Annotated in this window: 19 protein-coding genes; all 19 read left to right on the top strand. The window is 66.8% G+C overall.

The features are described from left to right. Positions 1-875 precede the first annotated feature (875 nt). The 19 genes from M4D77_RS16400 to M4D77_RS16490 all read left to right on the top strand — a co-directional run bounded on the left by M4D77_RS16400 (position 876) and on the right by M4D77_RS16490 (position 19,172). Positions 876-1,910 carry a conjugal transfer protein gene (locus M4D77_RS16400; RefSeq protein WP_259936712.1) on the top strand — a complete coding sequence of 345 codons (1,035 nt, stop codon included), beginning with the start codon at positions 876-878 and terminating at the stop codon, positions 1,908-1,910. Positions 1,911-2,052: 142 nt separating this feature from the next. Further along, positions 2,053-2,481 carry a hypothetical protein gene (locus M4D77_RS16405; RefSeq protein WP_259936713.1) on the top strand — a complete coding sequence of 143 codons (429 nt, stop codon included), beginning with the start codon at positions 2,053-2,055 and terminating at the stop codon, positions 2,479-2,481. 52 nt (positions 2,482-2,533) lie between these two features. Continuing rightward, complete coding sequence (locus M4D77_RS16410; RefSeq protein ID WP_259936714.1) at positions 2,534-3,010, top strand: hypothetical protein; 477 nt, start codon at positions 2,534-2,536, stop codon at positions 3,008-3,010. Between the two features lie 26 nt (positions 3,011-3,036). Further along, complete coding sequence (locus M4D77_RS16415) at positions 3,037-5,625, top strand: ATP-binding protein (protein ID WP_259936715.1); 2,589 nt, start codon at positions 3,037-3,039, stop codon at positions 5,623-5,625. Continuing rightward, positions 5,625-7,847 (top strand): hypothetical protein, encoded by a 2,223-nt coding sequence (locus tag M4D77_RS16420; RefSeq protein WP_259936716.1) that lies wholly within the window; start codon positions 5,625-5,627, stop codon positions 7,845-7,847. The genes M4D77_RS16415 and M4D77_RS16420 overlap by 1 nt, the downstream gene beginning before the upstream one ends. Positions 7,848-7,940: 93 nt before the next feature. After that, on the top strand, positions 7,941-9,542 hold the full coding sequence (locus M4D77_RS16425; protein WP_259936717.1) for a peptidoglycan DD-metalloendopeptidase family protein: 1,602 nt from the start codon (positions 7,941-7,943) through the stop codon (positions 9,540-9,542). A gap of 38 nt (positions 9,543-9,580) precedes the next feature. Next, positions 9,581-10,210 carry a hypothetical protein gene (locus tag M4D77_RS16430; protein ID WP_259936718.1) on the top strand — a complete coding sequence of 210 codons (630 nt, stop codon included), beginning with the start codon at positions 9,581-9,583 and terminating at the stop codon, positions 10,208-10,210. After that, entirely contained in the window at positions 10,207-11,574 is a 1,368-nt protein-coding gene (locus tag M4D77_RS16435; protein ID WP_259936719.1) for a hypothetical protein, read from the top strand. Before M4D77_RS16430 ends, M4D77_RS16435 begins: the two co-directional genes overlap by 4 nt. A gap of 154 nt (positions 11,575-11,728) precedes the next feature. Further along, the gene (locus tag M4D77_RS16440; protein WP_259936720.1) at positions 11,729-13,753 is read left to right on the top strand and encodes a cutinase family protein; all 2,025 of its coding nucleotides are present in this window, start codon (positions 11,729-11,731) and stop codon (positions 13,751-13,753) included. Next, positions 13,750-14,016, top strand: a complete 267-nt coding sequence (locus M4D77_RS16445; RefSeq protein WP_259936721.1) for a hypothetical protein — start codon at positions 13,750-13,752, stop codon at positions 14,014-14,016. Before M4D77_RS16440 ends, M4D77_RS16445 begins: the two co-directional genes overlap by 4 nt. Positions 14,017-14,053: 37 nt before the next feature. Next, a complete protein-coding gene (locus M4D77_RS16450) occupies positions 14,054-14,248 on the top strand; it encodes a hypothetical protein (RefSeq protein ID WP_075863223.1) in 195 nt (64 codons plus the stop codon). A gap of 24 nt (positions 14,249-14,272) precedes the next feature. Continuing rightward, positions 14,273-14,941: a hypothetical protein gene (locus M4D77_RS16455; protein WP_259936722.1), complete on the top strand. Its 669-nt coding sequence runs from the start codon at positions 14,273-14,275 to the stop codon at positions 14,939-14,941. Between the two features lie 215 nt (positions 14,942-15,156). Further along, complete coding sequence (locus M4D77_RS16460; protein ID WP_259936723.1) at positions 15,157-15,693, top strand: HNH endonuclease family protein; 537 nt, start codon at positions 15,157-15,159, stop codon at positions 15,691-15,693. A gap of 470 nt (positions 15,694-16,163) precedes the next feature. Further along, positions 16,164-16,469 (top strand): hypothetical protein, encoded by a 306-nt coding sequence (locus M4D77_RS16465; protein WP_259936724.1) that lies wholly within the window; start codon positions 16,164-16,166, stop codon positions 16,467-16,469. 234 nt (positions 16,470-16,703) lie between these two features. After that, complete coding sequence (locus M4D77_RS16470; RefSeq protein ID WP_158037506.1) at positions 16,704-16,874, top strand: hypothetical protein; 171 nt, start codon at positions 16,704-16,706, stop codon at positions 16,872-16,874. Next, positions 16,871-17,584: a hypothetical protein gene (locus M4D77_RS16475; protein ID WP_259936725.1), complete on the top strand. Its 714-nt coding sequence runs from the start codon at positions 16,871-16,873 to the stop codon at positions 17,582-17,584. Before M4D77_RS16470 ends, M4D77_RS16475 begins: the two co-directional genes overlap by 4 nt. Positions 17,585-17,603: 19 nt before the next feature. Then, positions 17,604-18,056, top strand: a complete 453-nt coding sequence (locus M4D77_RS16480; RefSeq protein WP_259936726.1) for a hypothetical protein — start codon at positions 17,604-17,606, stop codon at positions 18,054-18,056. Next, on the top strand, positions 18,053-18,769 hold the full coding sequence (locus M4D77_RS16485) for a hypothetical protein (protein WP_259936727.1): 717 nt from the start codon (positions 18,053-18,055) through the stop codon (positions 18,767-18,769). Before M4D77_RS16480 ends, M4D77_RS16485 begins: the two co-directional genes overlap by 4 nt. 70 nt (positions 18,770-18,839) lie before the next feature. After that, on the top strand, positions 18,840-19,172 hold the full coding sequence (locus M4D77_RS16490; RefSeq protein ID WP_259936728.1) for a hypothetical protein: 333 nt from the start codon (positions 18,840-18,842) through the stop codon (positions 19,170-19,172). Positions 19,173-19,224 lie beyond the last annotated feature (52 nt).

The raw sequence follows: 19,224 nt of genomic DNA on the forward strand, positions 1-19,224 counted from the left end.
CGGTTCACGGCGTCGGGGTCGGTCTCTGCGGCCATGGCCGCGGGGGGGGGGGGGGGCGCGGGGGGGGGGGGGGGGGCGCGCCCCCCCCCCCCCCCCCCCGCTCTGCCCCCGAAGGGGGAGTGCCCCGCAAGCCGCGTCAGACCTCGAAAATTGTTGAGGCAAGCCTACTCACGGGAGTAGCGATCTGTCCTAGTGTCGGCATCACACGCCAGGTGTTGCTGGGTAGGGCCTGCCCCCCCGGGTGTGCTCGCTTGTCGCCGTGTCTCTGCATACTGGGCGCCGCCGCTGCGACATCCCCGCAGCAGAAGGTCCTGTGGAATGCCGCGTGATGCGCCCCTGCTGGTGCCAGACGTGACGGGCGCTCACCTGCACGCAACACGCCACCCAAACCCTTCGCGACGAGTAACCAACGTGAGTAGACTTCACAAATAAGTGCACGGCGCGACGCGATTGGACGGATCGTGTGAGACGAAAGGGTCAAGCTGGTGACATCGACGGAGCAACGCCCCGAGGGTGACCTGCGTGGAGTCTTTGAATTCCCCGCCCCTGCGCTCGATCAGGACCCGGTCGATAGCGACCTCCACGACGACGACACCGCACTGTCGCGGGGGGAGCGGTTAGCGCGGCTACGCGGCCAGCTCAGTGTCCCCCGGATACTGCGCCGTCACGAAGGCTCCGATGCCCAGGCTGCCAGTTCGGCGGATCACAGTCCTGAGGACGAGGAGTTCATTGCTCGCGCTAACGGCACCAGCACACAACGGCTGATGACCCACGCCGCGCGGGCGGCGGTGATCGCGGCGCTGGTGTCAGGACCTGTCGCGTTGTACCTCAGCGGCGGATCATCAGCGGCCCCAGAAGTAGTGGCGCCGCCTGCTGTGTCAGCGGTCGATAACACCGCCCAGTTCGCAGCCAGCGACCTCGCCCAGCAGTTCGTGTCGGCCTGGCTGACCACCCACCGCGGTGACGAGGGATCGCTGCAACGCTTCGTCGACGTGGATGCCGGGACCGGCGCGCTGCCGGCGCAAGCGCTCTACGAGTCCGCCGACACCCACATCGCCGGAGTGCGTGAAGTGTCTGGGGTCGACGGCGCCGACACCTACGCGGTGACCGTGTCCGCCGAAGTCACCCCCGCTGGCGCTGACACCGCAACCCGCCGCTACTTCCAGGTGCCAGTGGTGGTGTCAGACAAAGGGGTGCGCGCGATGGCGATGCCCGCCGCGGTACCGGCACCCTCCACCGGCCTGACAGTCAACCTCGACTACTCCAACCAGCTCAGCTCTAACGCCGCGATCGTCACCGCCGCACAAGGATTCCTCTCAGCCATGCTCACCGGTGACGGCGACGTCACCCGCTTCACCAGCCCTGGAACCAACCTCGGTGCGATCACCCCGGCCCCGTACGCCTCCATCTCCGTCATCGGAGCCCGCACCCAGAAGTCCCTCGGGGACTCTGCTGAGACCCCGGCTGATGGCCAACGAGCACGACTGCTGCTCACCATCTCCCAACAACCACCCGGGACCGCCAGCTCCACCGATGCACTCACTGGGGCCTATGCCCTGACGATGGCTGCACGCGCGGGCCGCTGGGAAGTCAGCGCACTCGACCCCGCCCCGGCGGCAGGCGTCAACGGATCAGACGTCGCGTCCTCGCTGGCCGGCGAGGAGGACGACGAGAACACCGACACTCCGACCGGCGCGGAGACTTCTGTTCCCGCCAGCAGCGAACCAACCTCTGACTCCGGCCGCGGTGGCGGTGATGACGAGGCGGGCTCTGACGACGTCCTGCCCACAGTGACCAGCGAGCCGAGCAGCCCGCGCGGCTCCACCTCTGCCCCCGCCTCAACACCGTCATCCGGCGGCGGTGGTGGATCACTACTCGGCCCCGGCGGCATCGATCTCGGACCCCGGTAAACCCCACACGCAAAGGAACAACGGCAATGACCAACCACACCCTCCCCACACCACCGTCCCTCGATGCCGTGCGGTGCCTACGCACCCGCCGCACGACTACCCACCCCGCGCCCATCCGCAGCATCTGAAAGGACTCATCCTCGTGCTCACCACAACAGCAACCCAGGTCGTCCTGGCCGAGGGGCTCATCGACAGCTTCAACAGCCTGGCCAACGACGTCATCAAAGCCATCCTCACCGTGGTCGGAGGCGTGGTTGTCTACATGGTCCTCAAGGAATTCGTCCGCGGCGGCCTGATCGCCGGCATCGTGGCCGTCATCGGCGGCGGCGTGATCTTGTGGGGCACCCACAATATGGAGTTCCTGTCGGAGAAGACCGACGAGACCGTCAAGAACTCCTCCGGCCAACTCACCCCCGCACCCGACCTCTCCGCCTCTGCTGTGCGGCTCGACACCAGCGGGGAGCACCCGGTGGTGGTCTTGGCGCGCAGTACGCCGCTGGTTCAGCCAGGAGTCGCGCCGACGGCACATCGCACGGTCACCGACGTCGTCGTCGACGGAGCGCGGCTATGACCTGCGTCCACCACCACAGCGACGCGATCTCCTTCCCGGATGCGTGGCAGGTATGACCAACCCACAGCAGCAGCAACCCGCTGAGGTCATCCGCAACTTCACCGCGGCGCGCAAGTTCCCGCAGCTGATCGGTAAGACCCCGGACGGCAAACGCATCGCCGGTGGCCCCTACACGCTGACCCAGTTCGTCGGCGGTGCAGGAGCCCTGGTCGCGCTGTATCTGACCCGCGGCGTGTGGTGGAGCCAGCTGGGCTTGCAGTGGTCGATCGTGCTGGTGGTCACCGTGGTCGTCGGCACGGTGGTGCTCCTCGGCCGCATCCGCCCGGGTGGACGGAGTCCCTTGTCGGTGGCAGCAGGGGCCGCGCGCGCCCTCAGCGCAGAGGCGGAGACCCGAACGACCGCCGACCGCGCGTCACTGTCACCGACCGCGGCGATCCGCCGAAAGCGCGGCCGCCCACATGTGGTGCCAGCCGCGGCCTACATCTGGCCCACCCCGCCCACACCCCATCCCCACACGACGACTCGATAGACCAGACCGAAAGGAGTGGCGTTGTGGTGCAGCGTCAACCGACCTACGCCCTCACCGGCAACCTGCGCTTCACCCGCGACGGCACGGTATGGGCCGACTACCTCCTCGAAGGCCTGCCATATCGCTACCGGCGCCTGGCTGACAAGGAAGGGGTCCGCAACGCCCACACGATGCTGGCGCGCGCCCTACCCGGCGAGGCGATCCTGCTGGGACTCACCGCCGATGAGACCCCGGAACTAATCGTGCAACGCATGCTCGACGGGGTCGACCTCGACGAACACGAGGCATGGCTGGCCGAATGCGAAGCCACCCTGGGCAGTATCGGCCAGTTCCGCCCCGGCACCCGCGTGTACTGGCTCTCGGTGCCACTGACGGGCACCTCGGTGAAAGAGAAGGCCGCGACCGCCGGGCGTGCCATCTGGCATTCGGCCACGGAAATCCTGGGGCTGCCGCACTCCCGGGTGCCGGCCGAGGAGCTGCTGGCTCGCCGCGACCAGGCCCGCCGGATCGCGGCGAGCATTCCCGCGGTCTTCAACCCCATCCCGACCACCCCGGCGCAAGCGGTGTGGTTGTGGAATCACATGCTGCGACGCGGCCTGTTCGTCGATCCCGATGTTCCGGTGGCCGCCGACACTCCTGAATCGAAAACAGCCGGCGCGTTGACGGCTGCTCGGCTCGATGAGGGCGCCCTGAGTGACCGAGCTGACTCGGGCGGAAAGTCCAAACCATCGAGGTTCACCACCGTGCTCAAGATCGACACCCCGTGGGAGGTCGACCCGCCCCCGCCGTCCTATCAGACGCTGTCGGTCATCACCGACACTCCCGCCGGCGGCACCCACTTTCCCGGTTCGGAGTTCTTCACCCTGGCCGAATCCATCACCGTCGAGGACCCGGCGCGCCCGGACGCCAAGATCCCGGTCGACGTCGATTTCGCCCTGCGGATCGTCACCCGCGCCGGGGGAGATGTGCTGCGTCGCAACCGCAAAGCGCTCAAACAGCTCAATGACCAGTTCCACCAGCGCGAAGGGGAACTCTCCACCGGCCGCAGTGTCCTCGACGTCGCTGCCGAAGCGCTCGCCGAGTACTCCACCCTGCTCGAATCAGACAAGAATGAGATCGAGGTCGGCTGGACAGCGATCTTCGCCACCTCCGGCACCACCGCGGCGGCCGCCCAGGCCGCGGCAACCGCGCTGGCCACCGAGTTCGCCAGCCAGCAGTTCCGCCTCGCCCAGCCGTTGGGATACCAAGAGGACCTGTGGTGGGCGATGGTGCCCGGCGCGCCGGCGCCCCGGGTGCTCGCCGAGTTCACCCAGATCACCACCAGCGGCAAATTCGGCGCGTTCGTTCCCGTCGTCGCGGCCTCCCTGGGCGATCCGAGCGGGCCGCTGCTGGCGCTGTGCATCACCACTCACGTCCCCAGTGCGGTGCACTACGACGTCTCGGCGCTGACCGAACGTGACGTGTCGAACTCGGTCGGCGTCACCGGTGAACTCGGCGCCGGCAAGTCTGAGTTCATCAAGCTCGTCGCCGGTCAGATCGTCGATCGCGGCGGACAGGTCCTGGTGATCGACCAGTCGGCCTCAGGGGAGTACGCCCGCTGGGCCAGTTCAGTGGCGCATGCGGTCGTCGTCGACATGGTCGACGCGGGCTACAGCCTCGATCCGTTGCTCATCTTCGGCGGGGCCAAAGGTGCTGAACAGACCGAGACCATCCTGCGCGCGCTGCTGCGACTGCGGGTGCAAGACTCGCGCGCAACCCTGCTGTCCGAGGTTCTTTCGGAGAGCTACCGCGCCCGCCACCCCTACCTCGGCACCGGTGGAATGGTCAAACACCTGCTCTCGGGCGAATGCGCCCTCGACGGCGCGCTGGAGGTAGGCCGCGCCCTGGAGGTCCATTCCCGCAAGACCTACGCCCGCGCCCTGTTCGACGAGACCCTGCCGCCGCTGCCGATCGACGCACCCGCGATCGTGTTCCGCACCCAGGACGTCTCACTGCCTTCCCGCGAGCAGATGGAAAAAGAGCACCTGTTCGACAACCTGACCCCCGAAAAGCAGTACGGCCACGTCATCTACACCCACATCGCCAAACTGTCGCAAGGCATCATGTACGCCGACCCCGCCCAGATGTCGGCGCTGGTCACCGACGAGGTCGCTCACATCCTTTCCGGTGCCGACGGTCTGGAGATCATCACCGAAGTCGTCAAACGCGGCCGCAAAGAAAAGGCCGCAGCGATCCTCGGCGATCAGGACTGCGAATTCGGCAGTCAGGAACTGCGCGGCCTACTCAAGACCCGCGTCGCAATGCGTCACACTGACAAAACTCTCGCCCGCAAAGCCCTGGACTGGGTTGGGCTGGACCCCGACGCCGAAGACGTCCTAGAGGAATACACCACCAACACCGCTCCGATCACCCGTCCAGCACGGCACGCCACCGACAAGCCCTACGTCAAGCCAGAACGCCGCGGCGAAGGCTACATGCGCGATGCCTCTGGCGCCGTGGGCCGCATCAAAGTCCTGCGCTCGTTCCGTACCGACCGCCAAACCGCCAGCTCGACCACCACCCCGCAGAAGAAGACGCAGACGACCGCGAAGACCCTGACCCCCGAGGTGCTCTGATGCACCCGCAGCTTCCCGGTATCCGCCTCGAATGGCCGCGCCCGGTGCGCAGCGCGGCCCGATGGGTGTGGTCGCGGCGCTGGGCGCGGCGTCTACTGATTCTGGTCGCCGTGTGGCATCTGGTCGGTGCGATCATGTTGGTCCTCGCACCGACCGCCGAGGCGGCCGACGGCGCTGCGAGCAGCACTCTACGCAATCTGTTCGGCTGGATGAACATCAAGGATTCCCACGGCATCAACTCCGCCGACTACTACCTCTCGATCGACGAAGGTGGAGCCACCAGCCCCATCAAGGCGGTGTGGGCGTGGATCATCAACTTGGAATACAACGCCTACCGCGGCGTGGTGATGATCGCGATCTGGTTCATCAAGCAGGCTCTGTCGTTCAAATGGCTCGACATAGTGACCAGCCCCATCTCCGACATCGCAGATGCGGTCACCTCGCTGACCGGGCAACTGCACATGCGGCCGCTGATGCTCACTCTGGCCGGTTTTGCGGTGGCGCTGTGGCTCTTTCGTGGACGCTATGCCACCGGTCTCTACGAGCTGCTGATGTCGCTGATCATTGCCGCGGGCGTGCTGGGGTTCCTGGCCAACCCGGTCGCCACCCTCGCCGGAGACGACGGACTGATCTCCAAGGCCAAGGACTACTCGCTCGAGGTGGCCACCGGCATCGGCAACGACGGAAACACCAACGGAAACCCTGACGCCCAAATCGACGATCTCACAGGACAACTGACCGACACGTTCATTCGCCAGCCCACCCAACTACTCAACTTCGGTCGCGTCCTGGACACCTCGAAACAAGACGGCGCCGCTGCGTGTGTCAAAGCCTTCGACGAGGCCTACCTGAAAAAGCCCCCCGAGCGCTCGACCCTCGGCGAGATCCGCGACAGCGTCGAAGACATCCCCCTGGTCGGCGGTGCCGTCGACAGCGTGCTGCCCGGCGGCGACGACGCCAAAGCCCGCGTCCGCGACGCGGTCGGCAAATGCCCCGGGGGCGAACAAATGAAGGACTACGCCGAGAACCCCGGACCCGAACAGGCCATTGCCTCAATGTTTTTGATCCCCGCGGCAGGTCTGGTCTTCCTGTTCGCGCTCTACCTCGCCGGACGGGTGGTGCTGGCGACCGTGGTGGCGTTGTGGAACGGAGTGAAGCTGATCCCAGGCGGCCTGCTCGGCATCGCACCGATGTTCCGTACCCAACTGATGCGATCGCTGGCAGATGTCGCTATGGCGTTGCTCCAGGTGTGTTTCGCGGTCATCTTCACCTGCGCCTACTGCATCATCATCACCTCGGTGTTCGACAAAGACGACGTCCAGCTGATGGCCACCGTGCTCATCGCCGACGTCCTGATCCTCATCGCCCTCGTGATGTTCCGCAAAGGCATGCTCGGATTGAACAAGTGGTCCGACCGACTCACCGAGATCATGTCGCGGCGACCGGGCGCATCGCCGGTGGCCGTGAAACAGAAGACCGCACCGTCGGCGCACGAGATGCTGGCCCGCGCCCAGGCCGTCAAGCACGGCTACAACACCGCCAGAAAGGTCGGGGGCACTGTCGGCAAGGTGGTCTCCGGCGGCGGGCAGGCCGTGGCCGCTGTCGGCACCGGCGGAGCCTCCGCTGTCGCGGCGACGGCAGCCAAGATCGGCGCCGAGTACGCCGCCACTCAAACCGCGGCGGCCGTGGCCGCCAAGTTGGGCGAGTCCACATCAGGTGCGCGCACCGCCGACGATGTTCCTGCCACCGACGCCCCTGCAGCGTCGTCGGGTCCTGCTCCTGTCCCCATGGGCACAGGAGGGGGTAGTGCAACGTCGAGCCCCGACGACACCCGCCGACGCTCACAGGCGCTGTATGAGACCGTCACCAAGGTCCGCGACATCCAGAACCGCCCGCTCACCCCTACCGGTACGAGCGCTCCGCCGATCGCCTCCGCCCGCGGCGCAGTCTCTGCGGCTACCCGGCCCTCCGATGCTCGTTCGGCCACCGACCGCGTTCGCTCGCTAGCCGAGGACAACCGTAGTTTCCGTCCGCGAACATCGGCTGATGGCACGCAAGTCTGGGTGCCCACGCCCCGCGCAGCGGGTTCTCCATCCCCACGGCGGACCCCGGCGCCACCTGCACCGACTCCGCCGTCACCTCGGCCGGCGCCGCCGGCGCGCGATGCCGCCCGTCGGGCCGGTGGCCAGGTTGACGGGCCACAACCCACCAGCGTTCGCTGAGCGAGGGCTGCCGTGACAGTCACCACCGCGCCTGCACCGCCTACGCCAACACGACCACCCGCCACCGACGCTCCGGGGAAGCGTCGGTGGTGGTTGTGGCTGCTCGCCGTCGTGCCGGTCGTATTCCTGCTACCACCATTGATGCTGGTGATGATGGTCGGCGGCAGTGGCGGCGCCTGCGGGCCGATCCCGACACTCGAGCTGGCTCCGGGTGGGGCACAAATCGCCGGCCTCAACCCGCAACAGACGCGGATCGCCGCGACCGCGGTCGGCAGGGTCGCAGCCCGAAAACTGCCGGCCAAAGCAGCGATCATCGTCATCGCGGTCGGGCAAGATGAATCAGGTCTGCGGAACCTATCGAATCCGGCAGTGCCAGAATCAATGTCGCTGCCCAACGATGGCGTGGGTTTCGACGGGGGCTCGGTCGGCTATTTGCAGCAACAGCCCCAGTACGGCTGGGGCACAGCTCAAGAGCTGATGAACCCTGCGATCGCCACCGACAGGTTCCTCAACGCCCTGATCAAGGTACCGGGCTGGCAGAGCATGGACCCCGCCCAAGCGGCTACCACGGTGCAGCGCAACGCCACCGGTGCTGCTGCCTATCAGGAGTTCATGGGATCGGCGACCAAGATCGTCGCCTCGCTGTCCGACAACTCGCAGGTCACCGACTATGTCGAGACCGTGGGTAGCGATGCAGCTGCGGCGGTTCCGGAACAGAGCGCATCGCCGGGCACACAGGTCAAGCCGATGAAGGACGGCACCTACCAGGTGTCCTCACCGTTCGGTCCGCGCGGCGGCGAACAGCACCAGGGGATCGACCTGGCCGCTCCGGTCAACACGCCGTTCTACTCCGTCGCCGACGGCACAGTGGTCGACGCGGGGCCCGCCAGCGGGTTCGGGCAATGGATCGTTCTCAACCATCAGATCGACGGCAAACTGTTCGCTACCGTCTACGGCCACATGTATCCCGATGGCGTCCTGGTCAAAAAGGGACAGAAAGTCGCCGCCGGGCAGCTCATCGGCAAAGTCGGAAACAACGGCCAATCCACCGGTGCACACCTGCATTTCGAAGTCTGGGATGGCGGGCACCGCGACTTCGACGGCGGCCACGCTATCAACCCCGCCGCCTGGGCCACCACCGGCACCAACCCCAGTGGCGCCGCGGCTCCTGGCAACGGCGACGCAGCTTCCGGCGGTGCGGCGTGCCTCCCACAAGCACCCGTACCCGGCGGCGCCGACATCGAGGGATTCCGACCCGGAGGACCGGCCGGACCCAACATTGTCGCTGCTGCGGCCTCCCAGATGGGTATCCGCTACTCCTGGGGTGGCGGCGACCTCAATGGACCCACCAAGGGAATCAGTGACGGCGGTGGCGCCGGCGATGCGCACCAGGACTACGCGATTCCCGGCTGGGACTGCTCGGCGCTGGCCCGCTACGCAGTGCACAAAGCGACCGGCAAGACCATCGCCCGCACCTCCCAGCCGCAGTCGACCGGAGGCATCCCGGTACCAGACGAGGCACACGCCGAGCCTGGCGATCTGGTCTTCTTCGGAGGACAAGGCAGCGCCACACACGTCGGGATCTACATGGGTGGAGGGAAAATGGTCAACGCTCCTCAGTCAGGCACCAAGGTCCGTATCGACAACATCCACAACGGTTTCTCCAAACCGATCACCTTCCGCCGCTACCACTGACCCGCACAACACAATCGAAAGCCTTGGGGGCCTTCCACATGAAACGACCACTGGCCATCGCAGCCACCATCGTCGGTGCCGTCGCGTTGATCGCCGCTGTACTAGTCCTTGCTGGCGCCTTCACCGACGACCCGCCATCCCCAGTCAGGCCACCGTCTGCGACCTCTCCGGTCACCATCGCCCCCGGACAGGACCCACGCACTGACGCCAGCGGCACCGACTCAGCTCCACCGCGATTCGCCGAACCGTTCACCGACGTCGACCCCGCCGACCCCATCGCGGTCATGCAGGCCGGACTCGAAGCGCTGTTCACCTACCGGCCCGGGGAGGACGCCACACAACTCGCTGCCGCTCGTCGCGCCGAACCACTGCTCGGGCCCGCCGGTATCGACGCCGGATTCGCGTCCCTGGCCCCGATCACCGGAGCCCAATGGCGCCAGTGGGCACAGGCGCGTGCCAGTGTGAAAGCAACCGTGTCGATTCCCGCCAGCAACGACAATCCCGACACACCGACCGCGGTGTCGCGCATCGCCACCATCACCCACCAGGTGACAGATCCCGCAGGCCGTCCGGCCGGGCGCCCGCCGAGCCCGTTCGCGGTGTACACCACCGTCAGCAAAGACACCACCGGTGCCTGGCGCATCACTAGACTCTCTGTCCAGCAATGACCGCCGACGACAACGACCATGACCACACACGAGAGGCACCCGCGATGAGCGAGGACACCGAACTGACCTGCGACTGGTGTGTTCTGTATTCCATCGCCCAACCTCGCACCGTGAGCTACGGCATCACCGTGCGGGACTGCTGTGCCGGCACCACCATCGACTACCTTCTGTGCGATCAGCACTGGGCGATCCTGCGCGATCAACGATTTCCCGCCGAGTGCCCCCGCTGTGGCGACCTCGCCGCCACTCTCGACGACATCGTCACCACCGTGATGCCCCTAGGCGACTACGAACACAGCGAACTGTCTCCCGACACCGCCCAATACCCCGCGCCGGCCAACGCGACCGCAACACTGCTGCGGACCGACACCGACCTGCCCAACGCGCTGCGCGCGGTCACCCAAGTCACCACGCACTATGCGAAGGCCGATTCCGACGCACCAGAGGCATCGGCAACCGACTCCTCGGCAGCAGAGCTCACCCCGGACTACGACTACGTGACCATGGCCGAGGAGATCTGGCTCTATCGCCGCGAGCAGCAACGTCTCGACGTCGACTACGAGCAGTACGGCCGCCACATCGATGACCTGTCCAGCCAACTCCGCGAGGCCACCGCTATCAGCGATGCGCCCGCGGCGCAGTATCTCGATGCGCAGCTCGCGCATTGGCACCAGCAACGCCAACTCGCCCAGGACTACGCCCACGACTCGCTCAAACACGACCGGCAGGCGTTCGCGATCTGGCGGCAGACCAGCGACGGCCAGTTCTTCACCGACTGGGTCACACGCGCTTTCACGATCACCACCTGGATCGCCGACGTCGACGAACGCTGGCATCAGCGTTGGCAGGAACTCCTCGACGACACCATCACCGCCGAGGAACGCGCCGCGCACGACACGGGCATCTGGATACCCCGCCCACGCCGCCATACAGTGCTGCGATATTTGCGTGATACCGCGGTGGTAACCACCCTGGTGGGGCTCGTTGTCGCGGCCCTGCTAGGTCCGGCCTGGCTTGCGCTGGCCGCCGCGGGCGCGGTGGCAGCCGGTTACAGCATCTTCTCCGCCAGAGACACCACCTGGGAGTCTCTCAACCGCGCGGCCGCTCGGCAGTCGCGTGCACAACGCGTTGAGCGCTTCGGGTTCGACCCTCTCGACGAGCCGGATCGGCCCGCCCCACGATGGTCGGTCGAGCCCAACCCGATTGGCTACGTGGTGACACTTCAAACCGCGGCGACGACGGCGTTTGAGAGCCATCCGCGACCAGACGCTCTCCCCGAGCTGCACTATCCGGTGGTGGCTGCCACCTACACAGTCCCCGAAGGGATGCGCGAACTCCTGGCGTCCCTTGCTCCGCCTGCGTAACGCGCAGGAGGGGGCCGGTCGCCGCCCATGCGGTGACACGCCCGTAGCCAGGTAAGCCGCACGTCTATTGGGGGAGCCCCGTAGTACGATTGTGCATATATTTGTTCTTGATAAATGGCTTGTATGTTCGCGTAACCGCGGAGGGGGCAGTGAGATGACCGTCGCGAAGGGGTCACGACGCCGGCTAAGCCGGGCGACAGCAGTGGGCGTTCCTGCCGCGTGCCTCAGCCTCGTCATCGCTGTGTTCGCGACCTTCCTCATTCCCGCGGCATCCTCGGCGGCGCCGAGCTGCCCGAAAGTGGCAGTGGTGATGGTGCCGGGCACCTGGGAGACCACACCCACCGCCAGTCCGCATCAAGCGACCGGGATGCTCAAGCAGATCACCGACCCCATCGCGGCGAAATACGGTGCGGCAGTCCAGATCATCTACACCCCCTACACCGCGGATGCGTTCCGTACAACGACTTATGGTGCGTCGAAGGCCGACGGTGTGCGCGCACTCAATACTCAGCTGTCGAAAATCACGGCCGCCTGCCGGGCAATCAAGGTCGCGTTCGGCGGCTTTTCCCAGGGTGCCGACATCGCCGGTGACGTGGCCAGCAATATCGGTAACGGCAAGGGCCCCCTCGAGCCAGATCAGGTCCTGGCCGTAGCGCTGCTCGCCGATCCGAAGCGGGGCACAGCCGGCGAGGTCGGGGTGGGACCGCAGCCGGTGGGCACCACCGGCATCGCCGGGCCCCGCAAACAGGGGATGGGCGCCCTGGCAGGAAAAGTGGCCACCATCTGCGCCCCCGCCGGCCCCGGCCGCAGCGCAGACCTGTACTGCGGTGTCGACGCCAAACGCGACGGCCTACTGGCCAGCCTTGGGACCATCCTCAGCCAGAGTGGGGCCACCCCCACCGGCCCCACCTCCGACTCGACCACAAGCGGGCCTGGTACCGCCGACGAGCTGGCAACATCGCTGACGAGCAACCTCGATCCGGAAGCTCTGGGCGGCATCAGCACCACGCATGCCGACCTCACCAGCGCAGCCACCCCGGCCGACGGTTCGGTCAACCCCAACCAGCTGGCCCAGACGGCATCGACCCTCGTCGACACCCTCTCCCCGCTCGTCGATATCGCTACCTCGGTTGCCGGAGATCCTGGACTGGCCCAGCGGCTCGGATCAGCACCCGCAAACTCACCCGAGCACGCAGCGTCCACCGTGCTCGGCGCGGTCAACAAGGCCGACCTCTCCCAAGCCGTGGGCACAGCACGTCAGCTCGCACAGACTGCCGGCCAGCTCAGCACCTCATCGCTCCCGGCGAACACTCCCGAGGCCCAGCAACTGACCTCCACCGCCAAAGGCCTGTCCAACCAGATCGCACCAGTCGCCGCCACCCCCGCTGACACCCTGACTACCGCCAGCAACGTCCTCGCCGTGCTGCAACCGCAAGTCCTCGTCGACCAGCTCACCAACGTCGCCAGCGGCGTCGGTGGCATGGCTGCCAACCTGCCCAAGATCATCGCCAACTTGCAGGCCCTGCCCGCGCGGATCGCCGCCGCAGACATCGACGGAAGCCACCGCATCGCAGGCGAACTCAACAACCTGTTCCGGCCTCTGGTGGCCATGGCCGCCCAGATCGACTTCAAAGCCGCCTCGCAAGTCCTGGCCATGATCCCCGACCCGTACGGCTACACCCAGATCGCCGCGATGGTGCTCTCGATCATCGGCAACGTCGACATCGTCCGCCTGGCCAACGACATCGGCCAAGCACAGGAAGTCGCCTGGGCCGCGCTCAAAAACCCGACCGCGCTGGCAGGACTCATCCCGATCGGCCTCGACATCGCATCGGTAGCCAGCGGCATGCTCACCGGCACCGCGGCCAAAACCGACCCCCAACTCCTCGGTCAGCCCACCGAGGTGTCGTCACAGACCGCCACTTTGATCCAGGGCGCCCAGACCAAGAACCTCGCCGGCCTCGCCGGATCGCTGACCGAGCTGGCCACCTCCAGCAACGCCAGCGACCTGACGAAGCTGGTCTCCCAAGGGCTTGACGCCGCAGCGTTTTTCGGCTCACAGTCCCACGTCAGCTACGGCAACCTCACCGTCGACAAGCACGGCCGCAGCGCCACCCAATGGCTCGCTGACTGGATCAACCAACGGATCGCCACCGTCGTCGGAGGAACCAGCGTATGAGCACCAACAGCCGTCGCACGCCCAATCCCGGTCGGCGCCTGGCCGCAACCCTGTTGCTCGCCGGAATCGCCGCCGTCCTGACGCTCGTCAGCGCCCCCCACCCGTCTGCGGACGCTCACGCGCTCAACCCGCCCCGAGTCCCGTGCCATCCCGGCACCCAGTACATCTCCGGCGGCGGCTGGCACCCCGGCTACGTCTTCGGTGCGCGCTGCGAACCCATCCACGCACCCAACAACCCCAACGCTTTCAAACACCGCAACTGAACCGCTTCGTCGCCGACCCGAACTGGAGGTTTCCGCTATGGCCACCACCGCAGAACTGGTGCTCGCCGACATCCTCGATGTCGGACCCGACGACGAGGTCGACCTCACCAGCTTGGCCCGCGAACTCGCCGACACCGGTATCGATCCCAGCGATCCAGCCAACGAGCACCTCATCCTCACCGCCGCCGAAGCCCACACCTACACAGGCCTCACCAGCGCCCGGACCGCCTGAACGTCACCCGGAGGACCCTCAGCCATGACCTCTCGTCACAGCACCATCCCCGGCGCAGACCCCACGTCCGCGCCCGGACGCACCACGAAGCCCCAGGGCCGACGAGGCACACTCGCCGTCGCAATCGTGGCCCTGGTGTTCGCCGTCCTGATTGTCGGCACCGGAATCGGTCTGGCGCGTGCCGACGACGCCCCGAGTGCTCCCGGCGACGCACCCACCGACAAGATCGGCGTGCTCACCATCAGCCACGTCACCACCGACGGGACATCGGTGGAGAACTCGGTGATCCAGTTCGAACGCGTCAACAACACGACTACCACGACCCCCAGTGCCACTACCGATCCCAGTCCGACGACCACCACGCCGCCGACATCAGCAGTCGAACCTTCGACACGCACCGAAAACCCCTCGGAGGCAGCAACTCCCGCGCCACAACCGGCGAGCGTGCGACTGCCGATCGGCACCACCTTCGATCTGATCACCGGCAAAGAGCCCATCGTGCTCGCGGTACCCGAAGGTGACTACACCCTCACCCAACTCGGAATCGTGGCAACCGGCACGAACAGCGAAACCGGCCCCACCGCTGACAAGGTCACCGTCCACGTAACCGCCGGTAAACAGGTCGACGGCAAGCTCACCGACCGCACGCCCGCCAATACGGCAACGTCCACCGAACCAGCCCCGGGCAACTGATGCGCCGCCTAATACGACTAGCGATCGCCGTCGCCTTAGTCCTCGGCCTCGGAATGGGAACCGGATTCATCGACCCGCACAACCCCACCGACGCGATCACCCGCTACTTGTCAGTCCTGTCTCCGGCATCTGCCGACGCCCCACCCCCGACCACGGACCCAGTCGACGCCGCTCACGTCCAGGCGCTCCTGCGCACTGCCTCAGTAGTTCCCGCGATGAACGAAGAACCCGGCTACCAGCGGTCATGCCGCAAAGGCAAAGGGTGCGTGTTCGGCCCGGCCTGGACCGACGACTCGGATGCGGCGTTGTCGCACAACGGATGCGACACACGCAACGACATCCTCAGGTCACAGCTCACGCACGTGCTGCTCGACCCGAAAACCCGCGGCTGCACAGTCCTCTCCGGCGTGCTCGATCCCGACCCCTACACCGGTGCGGTCCTCCAGTTCCGCAAAGGCACCACCAGCAGCGACATCGAGATCGACCACGTGTTCCCGCTCGAGGCAGCCTGGCATGCCGGCGCCCACAACTGGCCACTGGCCAAGCGGATCAGCTTCGCCAACGACCCCAGCAACCTGTTGGCCGCCGACGGCTCGGCCAACAGCGCCAAAGGCTCCAAACCCATCGCCGAATGGCTGCCACCCAACCCTGACTACGTATGCACCTACATCGCTACCTATCTCCAGGTCGCCGTGAACTACCAGCTGCCCATCACCACCGCCGATCAGCGCACTGCCCAACGACACTGCTGACCACCGCAGGAGGAGAGCTGATGATCACTACTCCCCATACTCAGGACCTCGCCGCCCTGCGCTCCTGGCTGCGGTCTGCACTGTTCGTAATCGTCTCCGTAGGAGGTCTTTTCGGATTCGGCGCGGTGAGCTTCGCCGAACCGTGGCAGAGCCTCGCCGCGCTGATGATCTCTGGTGTCGTGATGGCCGTTGCTGCGCTGATAGCGGCGGCAGCATTCGGAAACAAGCCGCTTCTCGCGCTGCTACGTCCCGCCGCCGTGTGGTTTGACCCTCGCGTCATGGGTCAACGCCGTCGCATCGGTGTCATGGGCGCTGTACCTCACGATCCTGATCGTGTGCACCGCGCTCGTCGCTGCGCAGGCAATTCTTCGTCATCGGGTCCGGCGCTGCGAGGCAGTGGCGGCGTGGTGACGTCGGGCGCTCACCAGGGCGCAGCCAACACAAAACCGAACAAACCACAGGAGAGCGCCATGACCACCACAACCGCCCACAGCCGCGGCCTGCGCCGCGCTGCGACCGCAGCGCTGCTCGCCGCCTCGATCGCCACCGGACTCGGCACGGCCGTCGCCGCCCCGGCGACGGCCGCGGTGACTCCGATCGGCACCGTCGACGGCCACCGCGCATTCGGCATCGGACCCCACGACAGCGCCGCACAATGCGCGCCGACCGCCAACCGGTTGACCAGCTTCGGCGCCAAGAAGTTCGGTCCCCGGTTCGGGACCTGCTACCGCGCCGGCAACGGCCAATGGTGGGCCATCAGCCCCTGGTCGGCATAACCCCATAGAGACCCCTCCGGCCCGTGACATGGTCTGGCCCCCAACTAGGTCGACGCGGAACGGAGACGAGGAAGCTCGGGTGGCTCCCGCGCCGTCCTGGACGACGACAGCGCGGGCCCGGCCCCCAACCGCACCGGCTGTGCACCGCACAGGACGCGAAGCGGGAGCCACCCGAGCCCCGGCCCTCGGACCCCCAGTGCATCCCAACCGACGACCTTCTGGAAGGCGAACGCCATGACTGCCACAACCGCCCGCAACGTGCTGGCCGAGCTACTCGACCTACCCGACGGCCACGAAGTCGACCTCGGCGGCTTGGCTCGCGAACTCGAGGACGCAGGAATCGACATCGCCGATCCGGACAACACCGACCGCATCCTCACCCTCGCCGAGATGTACCGGTCATGACCAACACGCCCCGCCCCGACCCCTCCGACGCCCGGCCGATCGCCTACTCCGCTGTACCCGAACGCGAAGCCGATCCCGCCACCGTGGCCTACGGCCGCGGCCCGACACCCACCGCGGAGTTCACTCAGCCTGAACCGCACCAGCCAACTGCGGCGCCGACCCCACCGTGGCTCACCCCAGACCCGCCCCGCGACGACTACCGCATCGAGCCGGAACCAGCGCGGCTGGGCTTGTTCGTCGGACACCCGGGCAGTTTCGCCGCCGGGGTCGCGGTCACCGCGGTAGCGGTAGCGCTGACCGTCTGGCTCGCGGTGTACTGCGCCAACTCCGTACTCGCCCAGATCGACCCCGCCAGCGTCTGGTCCCGTCTCCCGCTACCTGTCGGTGAAGCGGTCGGCTGGTCGGTGGCCGGGGTCGCCGCCGCGGCCGGTCTGCTCCTGGGGCTGATGGCCACTGTTGAACCACCGCGCACCTACTACCGGTGGATCGTGGTGTTACTCACCGGCGTTGCGATGGCCACGGTGTACACCGCTACTGGGGAACCGTTGTGGCAGCACGCGATAGCTCCCCTCGTGGTGGTGCTGGTGGCCGCGATCGCCACCAGCATCGGCATTGGACTGGTTGGGTCCGATCGCACACTACGCACCCTCAACCAACGCACCCACGTCCAACCGGGCTCGCCGGCACATACCTGGCAGACACATCGATAAACCAAAGGAAGGAACGGCGATGCAGCACAACCGCACTGGTCGATCTGAACCGGCCACAGATGTCGGGGGCGTCCTTGCCGGGCTGAGTACAGTCATCGGCAACTTTGAGCCCACGCAGGTGTTTGTGGCCATCCGGTCTTGGAAGAACGCGGACTGTTTCGTCGTGCCCAGCCGCGATCCGGACGGCAACCCGATCCCGCCTGAGTGGGCCGGTCGTACCGGTGTGGTGGTCAACGATCGCGCCGAGGTCGTGGTCATGCGACGCACACTCACCGAACCGGAATACGACTATCGCCGCCAACACACAGGCGGACAGGCTCTGCCCAGCTGTGTCGAGGAGCTGACCGAGTATCTGTTCGGTGTGCGGTTCGACGACGCCCCCGACGCCACAGTGACTTTGTCGCATCGATGGATGGTTCACCGCGACCACACCACAGACACGCAACACGCAGCCGTCGGAGCTGCACGGTGACCCCCGCCAACGGTGCATGGGGTCCGCGCTCGTGGTGGTTCCGCCTTGCCGACCACGACGTCGATGAGCCCGTCCACACGCAGGTGCGGCTCCGGTGGATTCGGCACTGGGGTAGTGCGGCACTTCACGGAGCGGTGTGCGCGGCGATATTGATGGTGGGGCTCTACGCACTGACACAGATCGGGGCCCCGCCCGTAGGCCCGGTGCTGATCGCGATCGGCAACCTTGTCGCCGCGCTGCTGGTGTTGGGCGTGCTGTTGGCGGTGGCCACGACCACAGCGTCGTATGCGGTGGTGTGGCTGATCGAGACCGTGCGCGGGCAGTGTCCGCGACCGATCGGGGTGGCCGCCGTCGGGGTGGCCGGGGCCGGTACCGGACTGTCGGTGGTGGCGTCGGCTCACGGTGTTCCCGCCGTTACCCGGTGGCTGTCGGGCGGATTCGCCGATCTACGTACGGCTGGGGCCGCAGCAGGAAATGTGTCGCACACTGCGATGTCTGCCGAGGTGGTCGTCCAGTTCGCTGCGACGGCGCCGTGGCTGGCGATGGCCACGGTCATCGCGGCGACCGTCTGGCACGGCCCGCACAGCGGCCCCGCGGAGAACCGGGCTATGAGTGGGCGGCTGGACTACCGCACTGTCGATGCCACCGGCTATCTACCGGCGACGTTGGTCGATCAGTACCGACGCCCTAAGCGTGGCAACGCTAATGGATAACGTCGGGCCACGTGCGGACTCGAGTAGAGACCTCACCCACCACAAGCCAGCGGCTACGCTGGGCACGGCGTTGGCAGGATCACCGAGGACCGTTGGCGGGCAGCAGGCGCCACTTCCCGCTGCGCTCGAGCGGCGCGCCGATGAACTGACCGTCGGCGACATCCTCCTCGACGGTCCCGAACCTGCTCACGTCACCGCGATCCACATGCTCACCGACACCGCCACGGGCGCGGGATTCGTGCGCATCACCGCCCGCCACCACGGTGTCTACGGCGAGACCGAGGCATTCACCCTCACCGAACGCACCACCACCGTGCGTCTGATCGCCCTCCACGACGACGGCAGCGACGTCGACATCGACACCGACGACTCCCTCGACATCGAGACCGCCACAGACATCTGAATGGGTAGACTCGACAGCACTTCTCACATATCAGGTTCGCCCGCAGTATCGC

It is taken from the genome of Gordonia sp. p3-SID1431, from assembly GCF_025143765.1.
GTDB classification, from domain to species: domain Bacteria; phylum Actinomycetota; class Actinomycetes; order Mycobacteriales; family Mycobacteriaceae; genus Gordonia; species Gordonia hongkongensis.